Genomic DNA, 14,956 nt, shown 5'->3' on the forward strand with positions numbered 1-14,956 from the left:
GGCGGCGACCCGCCCTTCCCCCACGCGCAACACCCAGACCTCGTTCACTCCCGCCCAGTGGAGCGCGTCATGGCTGTCGTCGACACCCGGCTCGTTCAGACTGCCGTCATCGGCACAGAGGACGCGGACCAGCCCGTCATCCTGCCCGAAGAGCCGCACAATCTCGATCGGTTCCGCCGGCACTTCCACGGCAAGCGCTTTTGGTGCGGCACGCTGCTCGGCGGTTGTGGCGGGGAGCTGATGGCCAAGCGGTATGAGACCAAGGTCTGCCACTTCGCCCATTACCCGGACCACACCGGCACTGCTCCCGTGTGTGATCGCGTCGCGAACGGCGCCGACAGCGCCGACCACCTCTTCATCAAGAGGGACCTGACAGCCTGGCTGAGGGCACAGGGAATTCGGGTTCAAGCCGAGCTTCGCAACCTCGGAACCAGTCCCGGTGATGCGGTGGACTTGTGGCTCCCCAAGACCCGTCAACGGATTCGCTTCCAGCTCTGCCCCCAGGACTACCGCACCTGGTACCGGGCCGAACAGCAACTCAGCACGTCCTCTGAGCAGATGGACTGGATCTTCGGAGCCGAGGGGCCGATCTCCGCCAACATGGTGCAACGGCAGGGTTACGCACTCCGCGTGAAATGTGAGACGCACGGCTCGGACCGACGCGTCCTGATCGGGGTCGAACGTGCCGATCGGCCTGTCGTCTGGTCAGCTCTCGACGATTGCCGACTCACTCCTGACGGGCTGGTCACGCCAGTACTGGAGGAGTTACTCAGCGACGACAGTGCGATTCAGCGCGGCAAAGGTGCCTGGCTCCGGCCCGCAACGTTCCCCCTCCGGGCCGACCAGATCGTTTTTGCCATCGACGCCAAAGCGCCGACACCCAAGCACTCCCCACTCGCAGCCGAGGGCCGCTACATCATCACCGCGGACGTGAAGCCCGCTGGCAGCAGGATCATCCGAGCGCACGTGTCCCTTCCGGATGATGTCCCTATGCCGACCGAGCAGTATGTGTACCGGCTGTACGGAGTGGCTCGTCTCCTCCTCACCGATCCCGATCCGCGAGAGGGCGTGCAGTGGGCGGTGCGGGCCGATGGCGTCGTTCAGCTCGGCGGCATCGAGGCGGAGCGCACCGGTTTGTGGCGCCCCGGCATCGCTCTTCCCCAACGAGTGGGGAGAGCGTCAGACGTTCCTGTCCCCGCCCAGCGCACCGCCACGGAGGAGGCCACTGCCGTATACGGCCGAGTCGGCTCAACGCAATCGTCGAGTGGTGCTGCTCCCACCAGGCCGGATCCATGGGCAGGAGTTGTTGCCTGTGACAAACGGCCCCGATCACACGAGGTTAACCAAGGCCATGAAGAAAGCCAGGGCACGCCTCGATGCTCACTACACCGCAAAGGCCAAGGGGACAACTCACGTCGACCAGTTGTGGTTCGCTGAGTCACCATGCTCAGCTCTTGCTGCGGGCCATCAGGACAACGGAGGACCACTTCACCCCCGAGCTGGTTCCCAAGACAGAGACGCCCGAGCCTGTACAACCGGCTTCACCGCCTGTCGCCGCCGAGCCTGCGCCCTCGGCGCACGTACACAAGTCACCCAAGGATGTGGCCGCCGAACAGTTCGAGTCGCTGGTCGAGCAGTTCAGGGAGGCACAGCGCGTGCTCGACGTCGACCGGGCGGAAGAGATCTACCGCATGGCCGGTCCCCTCCACGGAACGCAACTGTCTCCCGCAGCCCAGCACCGGAACCAGGCGATCGTCGCGGAGATGAGGACGTGGGTAGGCGTGCAGCAACCCGACCGTTCCTCGGCGCTTCTCAAGCGCTGCCGTCGTCTGATCCACCAGATGCGGGAAGAGAAGGACACCATCGGCACCGACGGCCTGGCGGCCCTGCTTGCGGAAGCGGAGGCATTGAGCGAACGCGTCACGCTGTCCGACTCCGCGCGCAAGGATCTCGCCAGATGGCAGCACCACCTCCAGGCGCGACGCGAGGCGGAGCAGCTCGCTTCAGGCAACGATCCGTCCAAGGGCGAGCCCATAGCCGAAGGGCGGCTCTCCCGGTCACAGATTCTCCATCTTGCCTCCGTCGTGCGCCCTGTGCTAAAGCAGACCGCACGGGGTCAGTCCCTGACAACGTGGAGTGACCTACGACGGCGGCTCTGAGAGAGTGTTCTTCCTCGCCTTCACCCTGGTGATCAAGGCGAAGTCCTCGTCGCTGTCGACCGTGACACTTCGGCCGATGAGCCCCTGTTGTCGAGTTGCATCGTCGTGGGCCTTTCGAGTTACCCCCCTCGGGCCTGACAGTCCCGCCCGGACCTTCACCCAGCAGTTCAGCTCCACCCGACGTGGCGCGCGGCTGGCCCGTCTTCTCGCGGTGAACCAGTTCGATTCCTGGGGCTGGCCGCACGGCACGGAGCTCTCGCAGACCGGTGCGCTGCTCGTCGCCGAGCTGGCGTCGAACGCGGTACTGCACGGGCTGGTGCCCGGCCGGGGTTTCCGGCTGCGGCTCACGGTGGACGAGGCCCCGGCCGATCGACAGGGCGAGCGGTCTCCCGCACTCCGGATCGAGGTGACCGATCCGCGCGGTGAGTGCCTGCCGCAGCCGCCCGCGAGGGCCCGGACATACGCCGATCCGTGCAACGGCCTCGCCGCCGCGCAGTCCGAGGGCGGGCACGGGCTGCTGCTCGTCCAGGCGCTCGCCACCCGCTGGGGCGTCGAGCCGTACCCGCCCTCGGGCAAGACGGTCTGGTGCGAGCTGGACGTCGATCGTCGTCCGTCCCCGACAGGGCGGTCCTGAACCCCGGAGTCGGCCACGCGATCAGAACAGTGTGTCGTCGCGCTGGAACAGTCCCCCGTCGAAGACCGCCGAAGCCCGCTCCTGCTCGGTCAGCGGGGCCTCGTAGGGCGAGGGGCCGTCCCCTTCTCGTCCGTCCAGCCGCAGCCCGGCACCACGCCACTCCTGCCCCGCCGCCGCGGACTCCGCCCCGGGCTCGTCCGCCATCTCGCTCAGCCGCTTCAGTCTGGCGTACGCGTACTCCCCGCACAGCTCCCTCAGCGGCTCGGGTACGTCCACCCTGATCGTGCGCAACGTCCGGAGTCCGCCCGCCTGTCTGGCGGCCAGGATGTCGAGTCGGGCCCATCCGGTCGTGGCCAGCATCAGCAGCCGGGACAGGTCGTCGGGGTCGTCCTCGTCGTACCGGAAGCGCAGGTGGTGGAGGAAGCTCTCCGGTTCGTCGTCCGGGAGGCCGATGAGCAGGTCTCCCGGCCGTTCCTTGCCCACCTCGAACTGGATCCGGCCGTCGTGGCCGAGCCTGGCCGCCATGCGTTCCTCGGGGCCGGGGCGCACCGCGCAGAACCACCAGGGGGTGTGGCCGGGGAGCGAGTGCCAGGTGAAGTTCTTCGATGTCGCGCCCCGGGCATCCGCGCGCAGCTCGACCACGGCCGTCATCCAGCCCGGTGCCGGCGCCTGCGAGCCCGGCAGGAGGGGTCTCGGGTGGGGGCCGGCGTCGGCGTCCCGTACGAGGTAGGTCTCCAGCATCAGCTCCTGGTCCCGCTTCCGGTCGTCGTGCGCCGCCCGGAGCAGTTCCTGCTCGTAGGTCGTGAGGCCCTCACGCACCCGTTCGCAGACTTGGGCGTAGTCCGCCGCCGCTGCCGCCACGTCCCTCCAGAGGCCGCCGCCCGTGCCGGAGCTCAACTCGTCGGCCCGGTGGCGGACGTGTTCCGCGGCCTGCGCCTCACTGCCGAGTGCGACGAGGTGCCGGGCCTCTCCGAGGTACTCCCCGAGCCACTGGGCCGAACTGCTCAGGTGCCGGGCGACAGCGGCTCGGTCCAGCAGTCCGAGGGCGGCTCCCGTGACGTTGTCCCGCTGGGTGGTGCGCAGGTAGGAGGCGAAGGACTGCCACCGGGCTCCCGGGTCCAAGGGCCGGTCCAAGGATCCGTCGCTCATCGCACGCGGGTCGAGCATCCAGCGTTCGTCCAGTTCGCGCGCTGTGCGCAGGGCGCCGACGGCTGCCGCCCGTCGTGCGGCGTACAACTGGAGGAGGCCGGTCCACAGGTCGGACGTGCGCCAGGAGCGCAGCAGCGGGAGCGCGTGCTCGTGCAGGTGGCGGAGGAGGCGTGCGACCAGGTCGGCGCAGTCCTCCAGGGGCGGTTCCCGGTCCGGCCAGAGCGAGTAGAGCTCGTCGGCGATGTCGGTGGCCGCTGTCACCCGCTGGTCGCGCAACGCCGTGCGGACCATCAGCATGGCCTGTACGAGGGTGAGGTCTCCCAGGTCTTCGGGGAGGAATCGTTCCGTCCCCGGGCAGGCGGAGTCCAGTTCGTACGCCAGTTCCTGGATGATGCCCTCCCACCACTCGGCTCCGGCGTCGGAGAACTCCCTGCCGTTGTCCACTTCCCACCCCTCAACAACTGCGCTTACCGACACCATGGTTGATTATGTGTCAGTTGGTGCCTTCCAGCCCGCACCCTACGCGAGACAACAGAAGAAGTCACTTGTGAACCCAGTACACAAGTGACATTCTTGGCGTGCGCAGTTTGTGCGGGCACCGCTCTGTCGGTGGGCCGCCCTATCGTTGTTCGCGGGTGCCCATCGGTGCCCAGGGAGGGAAACGCGCATGCCGTCACCACAGAACGCCGCCGCTCCGACGCCCGGCGTTCCGCACCCCGTTGACGAGGTCCCCCAGACCTTCCGGCCCGGCTCGTCGTACGACGTCCGCGAGGAACTCGGCAAGCTGATCTCATGGGACCTCCTGGGGCCGTGGGCGGGCGACGAGACCGAAACGCTGCCGCCCAACAGTGCGGGCCCCCGCGACCGCTACCTCGTCGGGCTGCTCGGGCCCCGCCCCGCGCCGACCGACCAGCCGGTGAAGGTCGCGGCCGGCCAGGCGGAGACCGAGGTCGGCGGGGAGGGCGACGGGCAGGACTCCGAGCTCACGGACCGGCTCACCCCTCAGGCGGCCGGACGGCTGTGGGCGTCGTCCATGGGCCTGAGCTTCCTGGTGCCCGCCGACGTCGGCATGCTCAGTGTGGTCGCCTCCTGGGGACGGTACCGGCAGAGCGACGGCAGGACCGACGACGGCCGCACGGTCCGCACATGGTCGCGGGAGCCGGTCCGGCACGAGGTGGACATTCCCGTCGACGCACCGGGCACCCTCCGCAAGGTCCTGGAGGGCGCCGATGAGAGCGATCCGAACCTTCCCTGCATCCGGCTCGACGTGCACGTACGGGAGCGGCCCGGCACGGTCGACGGTGCGGACAACCTGCGCTTCGTCGACGTGTCGCTGATCAACGCGCTGAAGGAATCGCGCGAGCAGCGGGACGGACAGTGGCTGTTCCAGACGAAGCTCGAGGTCACCTCCTTCGACGGGCAGTCCAGCGTCTTCCTGCCGATCGACGACCCGCTGTCCGACGAACCCGGACGGCTCCAGGAGAGCCCCGAGGAGCAGCATCTGCGGCTGCTGTACCGGCAGGAACTGAAGCACGCGCACGGGCGGAACGTCGCCGTGCACGCGCAGGTCCTGCCGAAGGGGCGCCGTGCGGTCAAGCTGGAGACGACCTGGCTGCCGGTGAAGGACGTACCCGCCACGGTCGCGCCGAGCACGGCGCAGCAGCCGCTCCTCGCGGGACTCGAAGTGAGCATGGACAAGCTCGCAGAACTGGCTGTGTGGGAGCGCCGCGACGAGCTCCTGAAGGTCCTGCAGCCGCTGGCCGACGGCTACGACGGCTGGCTGCAGCAGCAGGCCGCCAAGGCGCAGTCGCTCTCCGGCGAGCTGCGCACCACCGCGCTGCGGGCGGTCGAGGAGGCGCGCGACGCGTGCGCCAGGATCGCACTCGGCATCGACCTGCTGCACGCCGACCGTGACGCGCTGCGCGCGTTCCGTTTCGCCAACCGGGCGATGGCCATGCAGCGGCGGGCCACGGCGACGGCCGCACTGCGGGCCGAGGGCGGCGAGAACCCGCCCACGTACGCGGCGGCGTACGCCGAGGTCTGCGGCCGCGGCGCCGCGGCCGCGAGCTGGTATCCCTTCCAGCTGGCGTTCGTGCTGCTCAACCTGTGCTCGCTCACCGACCCCGCGCACAAGGAGCGCCGGGCGGACAGCACCGCCACGGTCGACCTGCTGTTCTTCCCGACCGGTGGCGGCAAGACAGAGGCCTACCTGGGCCTGGCGGCCTACACGTTCGCCATCCGCCGGCTGCAGAAGGTCGTCGGGGAAGGGGAGGACGCCCGCGAGGGACGTGACGGTGTGGCCGCACTGATGCGCTACACCCTGCGGCTGCTGACGGCCCAGCAGTTCCAGCGGGCATCGGCCCTGGTCTGCGCGGCGGAGGTGCTGCGCAGAGAGGACGAGGCCGTCTGGGGCAGCCGGCCGTTCCGCATCGGGCTGTGGGTCGGCGCCGGTGTGTCGCCGAACTGGTACGGCGACGCGGCACAGCAGATCGCCGAGGCCACCGAGTCCGCCTCGGGACGGCACGCGAACGTGCTGCAGGTGCTGTCCTGCCCGTGGTGCGGCGAGGAACTGCGGGCGTGGCGGGATGTGAGGCCGGACGATGTACGGCGCCGGATCCTGGTGTACTGTCCGCGCGGTGAGGACGCGGAGCCCTGTCCGTTCTCCCGGGTGCTGTCACCCGGCGAGGGGCTGCCGATCCTCACGGTCGACGAGGAGATCTACCGGCTGGTGCCGAGCCTGCTGATCGCGACCGTGGACAAGCTCGCGCAGCTGCCGTGGCGCGGCTACGCGGGGTTGCTGTTCGGGCGCGTGACCGAGTACTGCGAGCGGCACGGCTACCGCCACGACGACCTGGACGAGGAGATCGGCTGCGGCTCCCGGCACAACGCCAAGGACAAGCACAAAGCCGTGACCAGCCGGCCGATGCCGCGACGCCTGCGGCCACCGGACCTCATCATCCAGGACGAGCTGCACCTGATCTCCGGGGCGCTGGGCACCACCGTGGGACTGTTCGAGTCGGCCGTCGACCAGCTGTGCACCTGGCGGGTGAAGGACGCGCGCGGGGAACTCCGGGAGACCGGGCCGAAGATCGTCGCGTCGACGGCAACGACGCGCAACGCCCGTGCCCAGGTGCTGGGGGTCTTCGCCCGGGACTTGGCCATCTTCCCGCCGCAGGTGGTGGACGTCGGGGACACCTTCTTCTCCCAGCAGGTGGACGTCACCCGCGAGAACCCGGGACGGCGGTACTACGGGGTGTGCGCGCACGGCGTGCGCATGAAGGCCGCAGAGATCCGCGTCGCGGAGATCCTGCTGCTGGCCGGGCAGCACCTGTTCGACCTCTACGGTGCGCCCGCCGATCCGTACATGACGGTGGTCGGGTACTTCAACGCGACCAAGGAGCTCGCCGGTATGCGGCGGGTCCTCGACGACGACGTGCCGAGCCGGCTGCGGGCCAACGGGCGCCGCCGGGGTATCGCCGACCGGCTGCTGCGCGACACCGACATGCTCAACCTCCAGGAGCTGACCTCCCGCATTTCATCGGCCGACATCAGTGCCACCCTGAAGCGGCTGGAGATCGGCTTCAACCCGGAGCACGACACGTCGGTGCGCAAGCAGGCGATCATCGACGAGTTCCGGGACGCGGGGAAGGCGCGCCAGCCGAGGGTCCTGCCCGCCCTGCCGCACCGCAGGCCGGTCGACTACGTGCTGGCCACGTCGATGCTGCAGGTGGGGGTGGACGTCTCCCGCTTCGGGTTGATGGTCGTCACCGGGCAGCCGAAGAACACCGCCGAATACATCCAGGCCTCGTCGCGTGTCGGACGTCAGGCCAAGCGGCCCGGGATCGTGATCACGCTCTACAACTGGGCACGCCCCCGGGACCTCGCCCACTTCGAGGACTTCGAGCACTACCACGCCACCTTCTACCGGCAGGTCGAGGCGCTGTCGGTGACCCCCTTCACACGGCGGGCGCTCGACCGGGGCACCACCGCCACGTACATCTCGGCCGTTCGGCAGGCCTGCGACGAGTTCTCCGACAACGCGGACGCGGGGGAAGTGGACCTCGACGACCCGCGGGTGCGGGAGGTCGAGCGGCGGCTGCTGGCACGTGCCGAGTCGGTGGACGGAGAGCGCGCCCGCGAGTACCTCGCCGAGCGCATCGACACCCTGCGCGATGCCTGGCTGGCAAAGAAGGGCGAGCAGGGCAGGCTCGGCTACCGGGGCCAGACCCGGAAGAAGCAGACGCTTCTGGGGCTGTTGAGCAACGCGGACGGCAGCGGCTGGGACGTCCTCACCGTTCCCCAGTCGATGCGCGAGACGGAGAACGAGATCAACATGCTGTTGCCCGCCGACACGGTGCTGACGGCCCCGTCCGGCAAGGCATGGGAGTTCGGGCCGCCGACCGGGACCGGAGACGGCGACAGCGCGGACACGGTGGGCGGCGACGAGTTCGGCGAGGTGCCGGACTCCGACGGCAACGGCACGGGGGCCAGGGGGCAGCGATCATGAGCGGTGGATACTTCAGGCGGGTGGGTGCCGTACGGCCGAGCCACCTCATGTTCACCGGCGGCGTCGGCGCGCTCGTCGACCTGCCCAACTTCTCCGTCATGGTGAAGGGCCTCGACCACTGGAGCTACGCGGGTGTGCCCGATCCGGTGATCGAGGAGCCCCGGCTGCGCCGGGCCGTCAACCGGGCGCTGCGCCGCTACGGCCCGAACCAGGTGACCGAACTGCGCAGTGCGCCGTGGATTCCCGGAACCGACACCGACCCGAAGGGGTACGCGGCAAGGATCGGGGTGCCCGTGACCCCCTTTCCGCAGTGGCTGCGCTGCACCGCGTGCAATGAGCTGGCCTCCCTGGGCTCGGGCAAGTGGGGGTTCGAGAACAACAACCCCCGGCGCCCCGACGAGGCACGCTTCTACCACGAGAACTGCTACCGGAAGAAGAAGGGCCGCAAGCCCCTCGCCGTCGCCGCCCGCTTCGCGCTGGCCTGCACCAGGGGGCACCTCGACGAGTTCCCGTACACGGAGTTCGTCCACGAGGGCCGGGGCTGCCCTGACACGACATACCCGACGCTGCGTATGCGCGACAGGGGCGGCAACCTCGCGGCGAACGTCTCCCTCGAATGCCTGGTCTGCAAGAAGGCCAAGCGCAACATCCGGGACGCGATGGGCGACAAGGGCCGGGAGAACCTGCCTCGCTGCCGCGGTCGGCACCCGCAGTTCGACGGCGTCTACGACCACTGTGACGAGCAGCCCTATCTGCTGGTCGTGGGGGCGTCCAACCAGTGGTTCCCGGCGACGCTCAGCGCGTTGGCGCTGCCCGACACCGGGACCGACTCGCTGCGCAAGCTCGTCGAGGAACGCTGGCCGGACCTGGAGGACTTCGAGGACGAGCATGAGATCGCCATGTTCGCCAAGAAGTCCAAACACCATCGCTATCTGCGGGACTACGAGCCAGGACAGGTGTGGCAGGCCATTTCCGCCTACCGGGCGGCCCTTTCGGGTGAGGAGGGCGAGGCCGAGCAGCCGCCGGGTCCTCCTGATCTGCTGACCCCGGAGTGGCAGGTGCTGTCCGCGGCGAAGACCGCCGACCCGACCGAGGACTTCGCCCTGACGGACGCCTCCCTCAGCGAGCCTCTGTCCTCCGTCTTCTCCCAGGTGCGGCAGGTGGAACGGTTGCGCGAGGTGCGGGCGCTGATCGGCTTCACCCGGCTCGACGCGCCCGACCCGGAGGACCCGGGCCTGGTCACCCGGGTCGAGCTGGGACGGCGCGAACGCGGCTGGGTACCGGCCAGCGAGGTTCGCGGCGAGGGGTTGTTCCTGCGGGTGGACGATCAGTTGATCGAGCACTGGGAGAAGCGCGTGGCATCGAGCGAGGCGCTCGCCGCTCACGCGGCGGCGTTCCGCCGGTTCCGTGAACACCGCAAGTCCGAACGCGTCCAGGACAGTTCCGACCCGATGCATGGCTGGCCGGGCAGCCGCTACATCGCGCTGCACACGCTCTCCCACCTCCTCATCCGGACCATCGCAATGGAGTGCGGCTACAACTCTGCGAGCCTGGCCGAGCGGATCTACAGCGGCGACGCCGAGGAGCGGCGGACCGGCATCCTCATCTACACGGCGGTCCCGGATGCCGAGGGCACCCTCGGCGGCCTGGTGTCCCTCGCCGATCAGGACCCGAGCACCGGGGAGAGCCGGCTGACGAGGATCGTGCGCACGGCACTGCACAAGGCGGGGCGGTGCTCCTCGGACCCGCTGTGCGGCGAGCGGCTTCCCCAGGCGCCGGAGGACTTCCTGCACGGCGCGGCCTGCCACTCCTGCCTGTTCGTGTCCGAGACCACATGTGAGCGCGGTAACCGTTTCCTGGACCGGCGGTTCATCACCCCGCTGCCTGGTGACACGGAATCACTGGCGCTCATACCGGATTTCAGGTGAGCGGATGAGCACGTGAGTCGCAAGCGCTTCGAGGCGGCGGCCGCCACGGCCGCCGCCTCGCTCGGACCGACACGGACGAAGACCCTGGCCACGCTTCTCGCCCAGGGGCGTTCCCCCGCGTACGTCCTCGGTAAGTTTCCGACATCGGCCGCGCTGGAGGCCATCTCCTCCTTGCTGGTCTCGATCAAGGAGGACGGCGTGCCACCGGCTGAGGCCGCGGCGTATCTGCGTGGATACGCGGCGGCCTGGACCCGACGGCGCGAGGACACCGAGGTCCGAGCCGTGTGGAGCGGTCCCTCCACGCCGGGGACGCCGGTCCGTGCCACCGCTCAAGTACTCACGGAGGTGGTCGGCGCCGCGGAACACCGGATCGTCGCTGTGACCTACTCGGCCCGCTCGTATGCGCCGCTGACCGCGGCGCTCTTCGAGGCTGTAGCCCGTGGCGTCACGGTCGACATCGTCGTCGAGACGCTGGAAGGCGCGGGCGGACTCCTCTCCGGAGGCGAGCCGGCCGACGCCTTCTCCGGCATACCCGGGCTGCGACTCTGGCACTGGCCGAATTCCCGACGCGCCGCTCCCGGCTGTCGGTTGCACGCGAAGTTGGCGGTGGCCGACGACCGGATCCTCTTCCTCACCAGCGCCAACCTCACGGCGTCGGGCGCTGAGCGAAACATCGAAGCGGGAGTGCTGTTGAAGGGCGGCCCTATGCCAGGCCGGATGGCGGACCACATACGGGAACTGCAGCGCCGAGGGGTTCTGGCGCGATGGCAGGCCACTCCCTGACGCCGCCCGCACCGACGCCTCGTCGACGTCATCACCGTCGAATCAACGCCATTCACGTGGCCGGTTGTCAGCTACTCCGCTCTGATGGCCGGGACCTGCCCAACAATGTGGGCCTCCAGTCCCACAAAATGCAGGAGGTAACAGATGGTCGCTGTCGCTCTCGTACACAGCACTGCGCTGATGATGGAGCGGCTACCCGAGAAACCTCCGAAGTGGCTGACCCGGGGCGAGCGAACCTTCGCGTACCCGCATAAAGACTGGAGAAAGCCGCGCGTGTGGTGTCTCGCCTTCTTCACGGACGGCCACGAACGCTACGGGCAGCGCAAAATCATCGGAGTGGGCAGCGTCTTCCCCGGCAGGCGGTCGGGCACCTACGAGCGGTCTCTGATCACGCGTGACTTCACGGCACTCCAGTGGCCCCTGCCGCTCGTCGATCTCGAGGACGCTATGGGAGCCGGCCGGAGATTTCTCCGCGACGACGGCCGTATGTCCCCTGCTGCCGGCGACAATCTGCTCAACGGTGTCCGGCAGCTGCGGCCAGAATTGAACAAGATGCTGGACGATCTGCAGAACAGTCTCGGAGCCAATCCTCCGACAGGGGAGGTGGGGGAACGGCTGAGCCTCGAGAAGGACGCTGTGGGCACTCTCCTCGAGGCATTCGGTGCGGACCGCGATCCGCTCGAAGCGTGGCAGCCGCCGTACGGTGGGAACGATCCCCATCCCCGATCCGTCCCCTTCCTCGAAGGGTTGCCCGATCTCCGGCAGATCGAGGATCAGCAGATCGTCCATGACTACATGCGCTTTCCCGGCATGCAGGGAGACGATGCCGTACAGGTCGGCTGGCGGATCTACCGCCGCAACTCCGAATCCCCTCACCGGCTGTTCGTGTACAACGCCAACCGCACGCGTGCCGAGACCGCCATGGGCGTCGACATGATCTATGTGAACGAGCACACGCGCAGCGTGGCCACGGTCCAGTACAAGCGCATGCGTCAGAGCGGACGCAGCTGGGTCTACTGGCACGACAGCACCGGTGAGCGGGAGCTGAAGCGGATGGAAGCCGTGGACGAGGAATGCAGGGCCCAGGACGAATGGGCTCGTACGAGTCACCAGGGCTCCGGGCCACTGGGAGATCCACGCCTGGTCACCACGCCGAGCATGGTCAAGCTGTGCCGGACCGTTCCCTTCATGATGAACTCGGCCGCCCTCATCCCCGGCATGTACCTCACCCGGGAGCACTTCTGGGAGCTGCTCCAGCGCCCCGAGTCCGGTGGACCGTCCGGTGGGACACGCATCGTCGAGGAGTCGGTTCCCCGGTATTTGAACAACACCACCTTCACCACGTTGCTCAGGGACGGTTGGATCGGCACGCGCGGCACCAGCTGGGATTACGTCATCGCCCTGATACGCAGGAGTCTGTCCGTCGGAGGACCGGGCTCCGTCGTCGTCGGGATGCACCGGAGCGAGGTTCCGCCCGGCAATCGCCGAGTCAACTGACGCGCACCGCTCCAAGCAGGCGGCGGATCACTCCGTCCGTGCCCACGAAAGCACGGACCTGCGTCCCGCACCGCAGCCGGTCAGTAAGGTGAGGGTGTTTTCTTGAGGGGCCGGCCGGAGGGGGCGCTGATGGCGACGCTGGGGATGCACCGGGACTTCCTGCTGGAGTTCGCAGCGCTGGAGAAACCTGTCCAGAAGCGCGTCTTCGAGGTGTTCGAGAAGTTCGCGGCGGCCACACACGCAGGGCTGCACCTGGAGAAGCTGACGCACCAGAGGGATCCGCGCCTGCGGACCATCCGCATCACCGACTTCTGGCGAGGCGTCGTCCTCAAGGCCGAGACCGGGGGCAGTTATCTGCTGCTGAAGGTCCTTCCCCACGACAAGGCCAACGACTGGGCCGCCAAGCACCGCGTGTCGGTGAACGAGGCGACGCACGGCATCGAGATACGCAATGACGTGGCCCTGGAGCGGGTCACGGCCGGGCTGCGGGCGCTGGCCGCCGAGGAGTCGCCCCGTCTGTTTCCCACCTCCAAGTATCCGGACAAGATGCTGCGCAGCCTCGGCGTGGACGAGGAGATCCTGCCGATCATCCGGCTGATCCCGGACGAGGATCATCTGGAGGCGTTGCACAAGGTGCTCCCGGAGCATCAGTACGACGTGCTGCTGGGGCTCGCGACCGGCATGACGCCGGAAGCGATCGACCGGGAGCTGGTGCAGGCGTACGCCCGGACCGCCGCGCAAGCTCCCGCGGCCGACGACGCTGATGAGCTGGGAGCCGCGATGGCCCGTTCCCGCGGCCGGGTCGCTCTTGTGTCGGGCCCCGTGGAACTGCAGGGGATTCTGGAGCGCCCGTTCGACGCCTGGCGGGTCTTCCTGCATCCGAGCCAGTACCGCGTCGCGTACTACGAGGGCTACGCCGGGCCGGCTCGCGTCACCGGCGGACCCGGCACCGGAAAGACCGTGGTCGCCCTGCACAGGGCGTACCACCTGGCGCGGCGGCTGCCCGCCGACGCCCCCGACGGGTGCGTCCTGCTCACCACATACACCAAGGACCTCGCCGCGGAACTGGAACGCTGCCTGGCACTACTGGTCGAGGAGAAGGACGTCCGGGCGAAGATACGGGTGGTCAACGTCGACGCCCTGGCCAACGAGATCGTACGGGCGGAGCGTGGCGGCACCCCGCTGAAGCTGGTCTTCGACCGGAAGGAGATCACCGCCCGCTGGGCTCGGATCGCGCGGCGGCTGGGGATCGACTTCACCGACGTCTTCCTTGACCAGGAGTGGCGTCAAGTCGTCCTGGCGCAGGCGCTGACGGAACCGGAGGAGTACCTGAAGGTGCCGCGCACCGGTCGTGGCACCGCGCTCCCGCCGCTGAAACGGCTTCAGGTGTGGCGGGCAGTCTCCGCCTTCGAGGAGCAGCTGCGTCAGGCGGGAGAGTGGACATTCCTACAGGTGTGCGCGGAGGCGGCACGTATCCTGGACGGCCGGAGGGAGAGGGCGTACCGCCATGTCGTGATAGACGAGGCACAGGATCTGCACCCCGCACAGTGGCGATTCCTGCGGGCCCTGGTAGCCACCGGCCAGGACGATCTCTTCCTTGCCGGCGACACCCACCAGCGGATCTACGGGAACCGGGTTTCGCTGCGCTCACTCGGCATCCCGGTCGTCGGGCGCTCGCACCGGCTGCGGATCAACTACCGCACCACGCAGCAGATCCTGGCCTGGTCTTCCTCACTGCTGACTGGCGAGGAACCCGACGACATGGACGACGGCAACGAGACACTGGCTGGGTACCGCTCCACGATGCACGGTGAGCGGCCGGAGACGGTCGGGTACGCCACCAAGTCCGAGGAAATCGAGGCACTGGTCGCCCGGGTGCGGGACTGGATCGGCGCGGGAGTGGACGCGGAGGACATCGGGGTGGCGGTGCGCTTCATCCAGCTGGGACGGGACATCGCGCAAGCCCTGGAGCGAGCCGGCATCAGGGCATGTGTGCTCGGCGCTGGCCGCGGCGGCCCCGGCGTGCGGATCGGGACCATGCACCGGATGAAGGGGCTGGAATTCCGCTGCGTCGCCGTGACAGGCGTCAATGATGGCACCGTACCGATGAAGTCGGCCGTCACCGCCGCCGACATCGACGCTCAGCAGCACCAGGAGGATCTGAACAGCGAACTGAGTCTGCTGTTCGTGGCGTGTACGAGGGCTCGGGAGGCACTGCGGGTGTCCTGGCACGGTGTGCCGAGCCCGTTCCTGCCACCGGTCACCGCGCCACGCCCGTAGCGCCGCGTCCCGCACGCGC

9 protein-coding genes are annotated in these 14,956 nt (G+C 68.8%); 8 read left to right on the plus strand and 1 reads right to left on the minus strand.

Going from position 1 to position 14,956, the window contains the following annotated elements:
* Positions 1 to 69: 69 nt before the first annotated feature.
* The 3 genes from ABZ261_RS05905 to ABZ261_RS05915 all read left to right on the plus strand — a co-directional run bounded on the left by ABZ261_RS05905 (position 70) and on the right by ABZ261_RS05915 (position 2,793).
* Complete coding sequence (locus ABZ261_RS05905) at positions 70 to 1,437, plus strand: competence protein CoiA family protein (RefSeq protein ID WP_356855721.1); 1,368 nt, start codon at positions 70 to 72, stop codon at positions 1,435 to 1,437.
* Between the two features lie 17 nt (positions 1,438 to 1,454).
* Positions 1,455 to 2,159 carry a hypothetical protein gene (locus tag ABZ261_RS05910; RefSeq protein ID WP_356855723.1) on the plus strand — a complete coding sequence of 235 codons (705 nt, stop codon included), beginning with the start codon at positions 1,455 to 1,457 and terminating at the stop codon, positions 2,157 to 2,159.
* Between the two features lie 76 nt (positions 2,160 to 2,235).
* Positions 2,236 to 2,793: an ATP-binding protein gene (locus ABZ261_RS05915; protein ID WP_356856138.1), complete on the plus strand. Its 558-nt coding sequence runs from the start codon at positions 2,236 to 2,238 to the stop codon at positions 2,791 to 2,793.
* 21 nt (positions 2,794 to 2,814) lie between these two features.
* Here ABZ261_RS05915 and ABZ261_RS05920 read toward each other — a convergent pair whose 3' ends face one another.
* The gene (locus tag ABZ261_RS05920) at positions 2,815 to 4,386 is read right to left on the minus strand and encodes a hypothetical protein (RefSeq protein ID WP_356855725.1); all 1,572 of its coding nucleotides are present in this window, start codon (positions 4,384 to 4,386) and stop codon (positions 2,815 to 2,817) included.
* Between the two features lie 223 nt (positions 4,387 to 4,609).
* On the opposite strand from ABZ261_RS05920, the gene drmA reads away from it, so the two are divergent.
* The 5 genes from drmA (at position 4,610) to ABZ261_RS05945 (ending at position 14,937) form a co-directional block, all read left to right on the plus strand.
* On the plus strand, positions 4,610 to 8,449 hold the full coding sequence (gene drmA, locus ABZ261_RS05925) for a DISARM system helicase DrmA (protein WP_356855727.1): 3,840 nt from the start codon (positions 4,610 to 4,612) through the stop codon (positions 8,447 to 8,449).
* Positions 8,446 to 10,377 carry a DUF1998 domain-containing protein gene (locus ABZ261_RS05930; RefSeq protein WP_356855729.1) on the plus strand — a complete coding sequence of 644 codons (1,932 nt, stop codon included), beginning with the start codon at positions 8,446 to 8,448 and terminating at the stop codon, positions 10,375 to 10,377. The genes drmA and ABZ261_RS05930 overlap by 4 nt, the downstream gene beginning before the upstream one ends.
* Positions 10,378 to 10,389: 12 nt before the next feature.
* Positions 10,390 to 11,160 (plus strand): DISARM system phospholipase D-like protein DrmC, encoded by a 771-nt coding sequence (gene drmC / locus ABZ261_RS05935; RefSeq protein ID WP_356855731.1) that lies wholly within the window; start codon positions 10,390 to 10,392, stop codon positions 11,158 to 11,160.
* 144 nt (positions 11,161 to 11,304) lie between these two features.
* On the plus strand, positions 11,305 to 12,657 hold the full coding sequence (locus tag ABZ261_RS05940; RefSeq protein ID WP_356855733.1) for a hypothetical protein: 1,353 nt from the start codon (positions 11,305 to 11,307) through the stop codon (positions 12,655 to 12,657).
* A 129-nt stretch (positions 12,658 to 12,786) separates the two neighbouring features.
* Complete coding sequence (locus tag ABZ261_RS05945) at positions 12,787 to 14,937, plus strand: UvrD-helicase domain-containing protein (RefSeq protein WP_356855735.1); 2,151 nt, start codon at positions 12,787 to 12,789, stop codon at positions 14,935 to 14,937.
* The last annotated feature ends 19 nt before the right edge of the window (positions 14,938 to 14,956 follow it).

Source organism: Streptomyces sp. NPDC006193 (genome assembly GCF_040613915.1).
Taxonomy (GTDB): domain Bacteria; phylum Actinomycetota; class Actinomycetes; order Streptomycetales; family Streptomycetaceae; genus Streptomyces.

Bases quoted from the DNA above. Each gene is read 5' to 3' on its own strand.
- ABZ261_RS05905 (WP_356855721.1), top strand. From the start codon at position 70: ATGGCTGTCGTCGACACCCGGCTCGTTCAGACTGCCGTCATCGGCACA.
- ABZ261_RS05915 (WP_356856138.1), top strand. From the start codon at position 2,236: ATGAGCCCCTGTTGTCGAGTTGCATCGTCGTGGGCCTTTCGAGTTACC.
- drmA (WP_356855727.1), top strand. From the start codon at position 4,610: ATGCCGTCACCACAGAACGCCGCCGCTCCGACGCCCGGCGTTCCGCAC.
- ABZ261_RS05930 (WP_356855729.1), top strand. From the start codon at position 8,446: ATGAGCGGTGGATACTTCAGGCGGGTGGGTGCCGTACGGCCGAGCCAC.
- ABZ261_RS05940 (WP_356855733.1), top strand. From the start codon at position 11,305: ATGGTCGCTGTCGCTCTCGTACACAGCACTGCGCTGATGATGGAGCGG.
- ABZ261_RS05945 (WP_356855735.1), top strand. From the start codon at position 12,787: ATGGCGACGCTGGGGATGCACCGGGACTTCCTGCTGGAGTTCGCAGCG.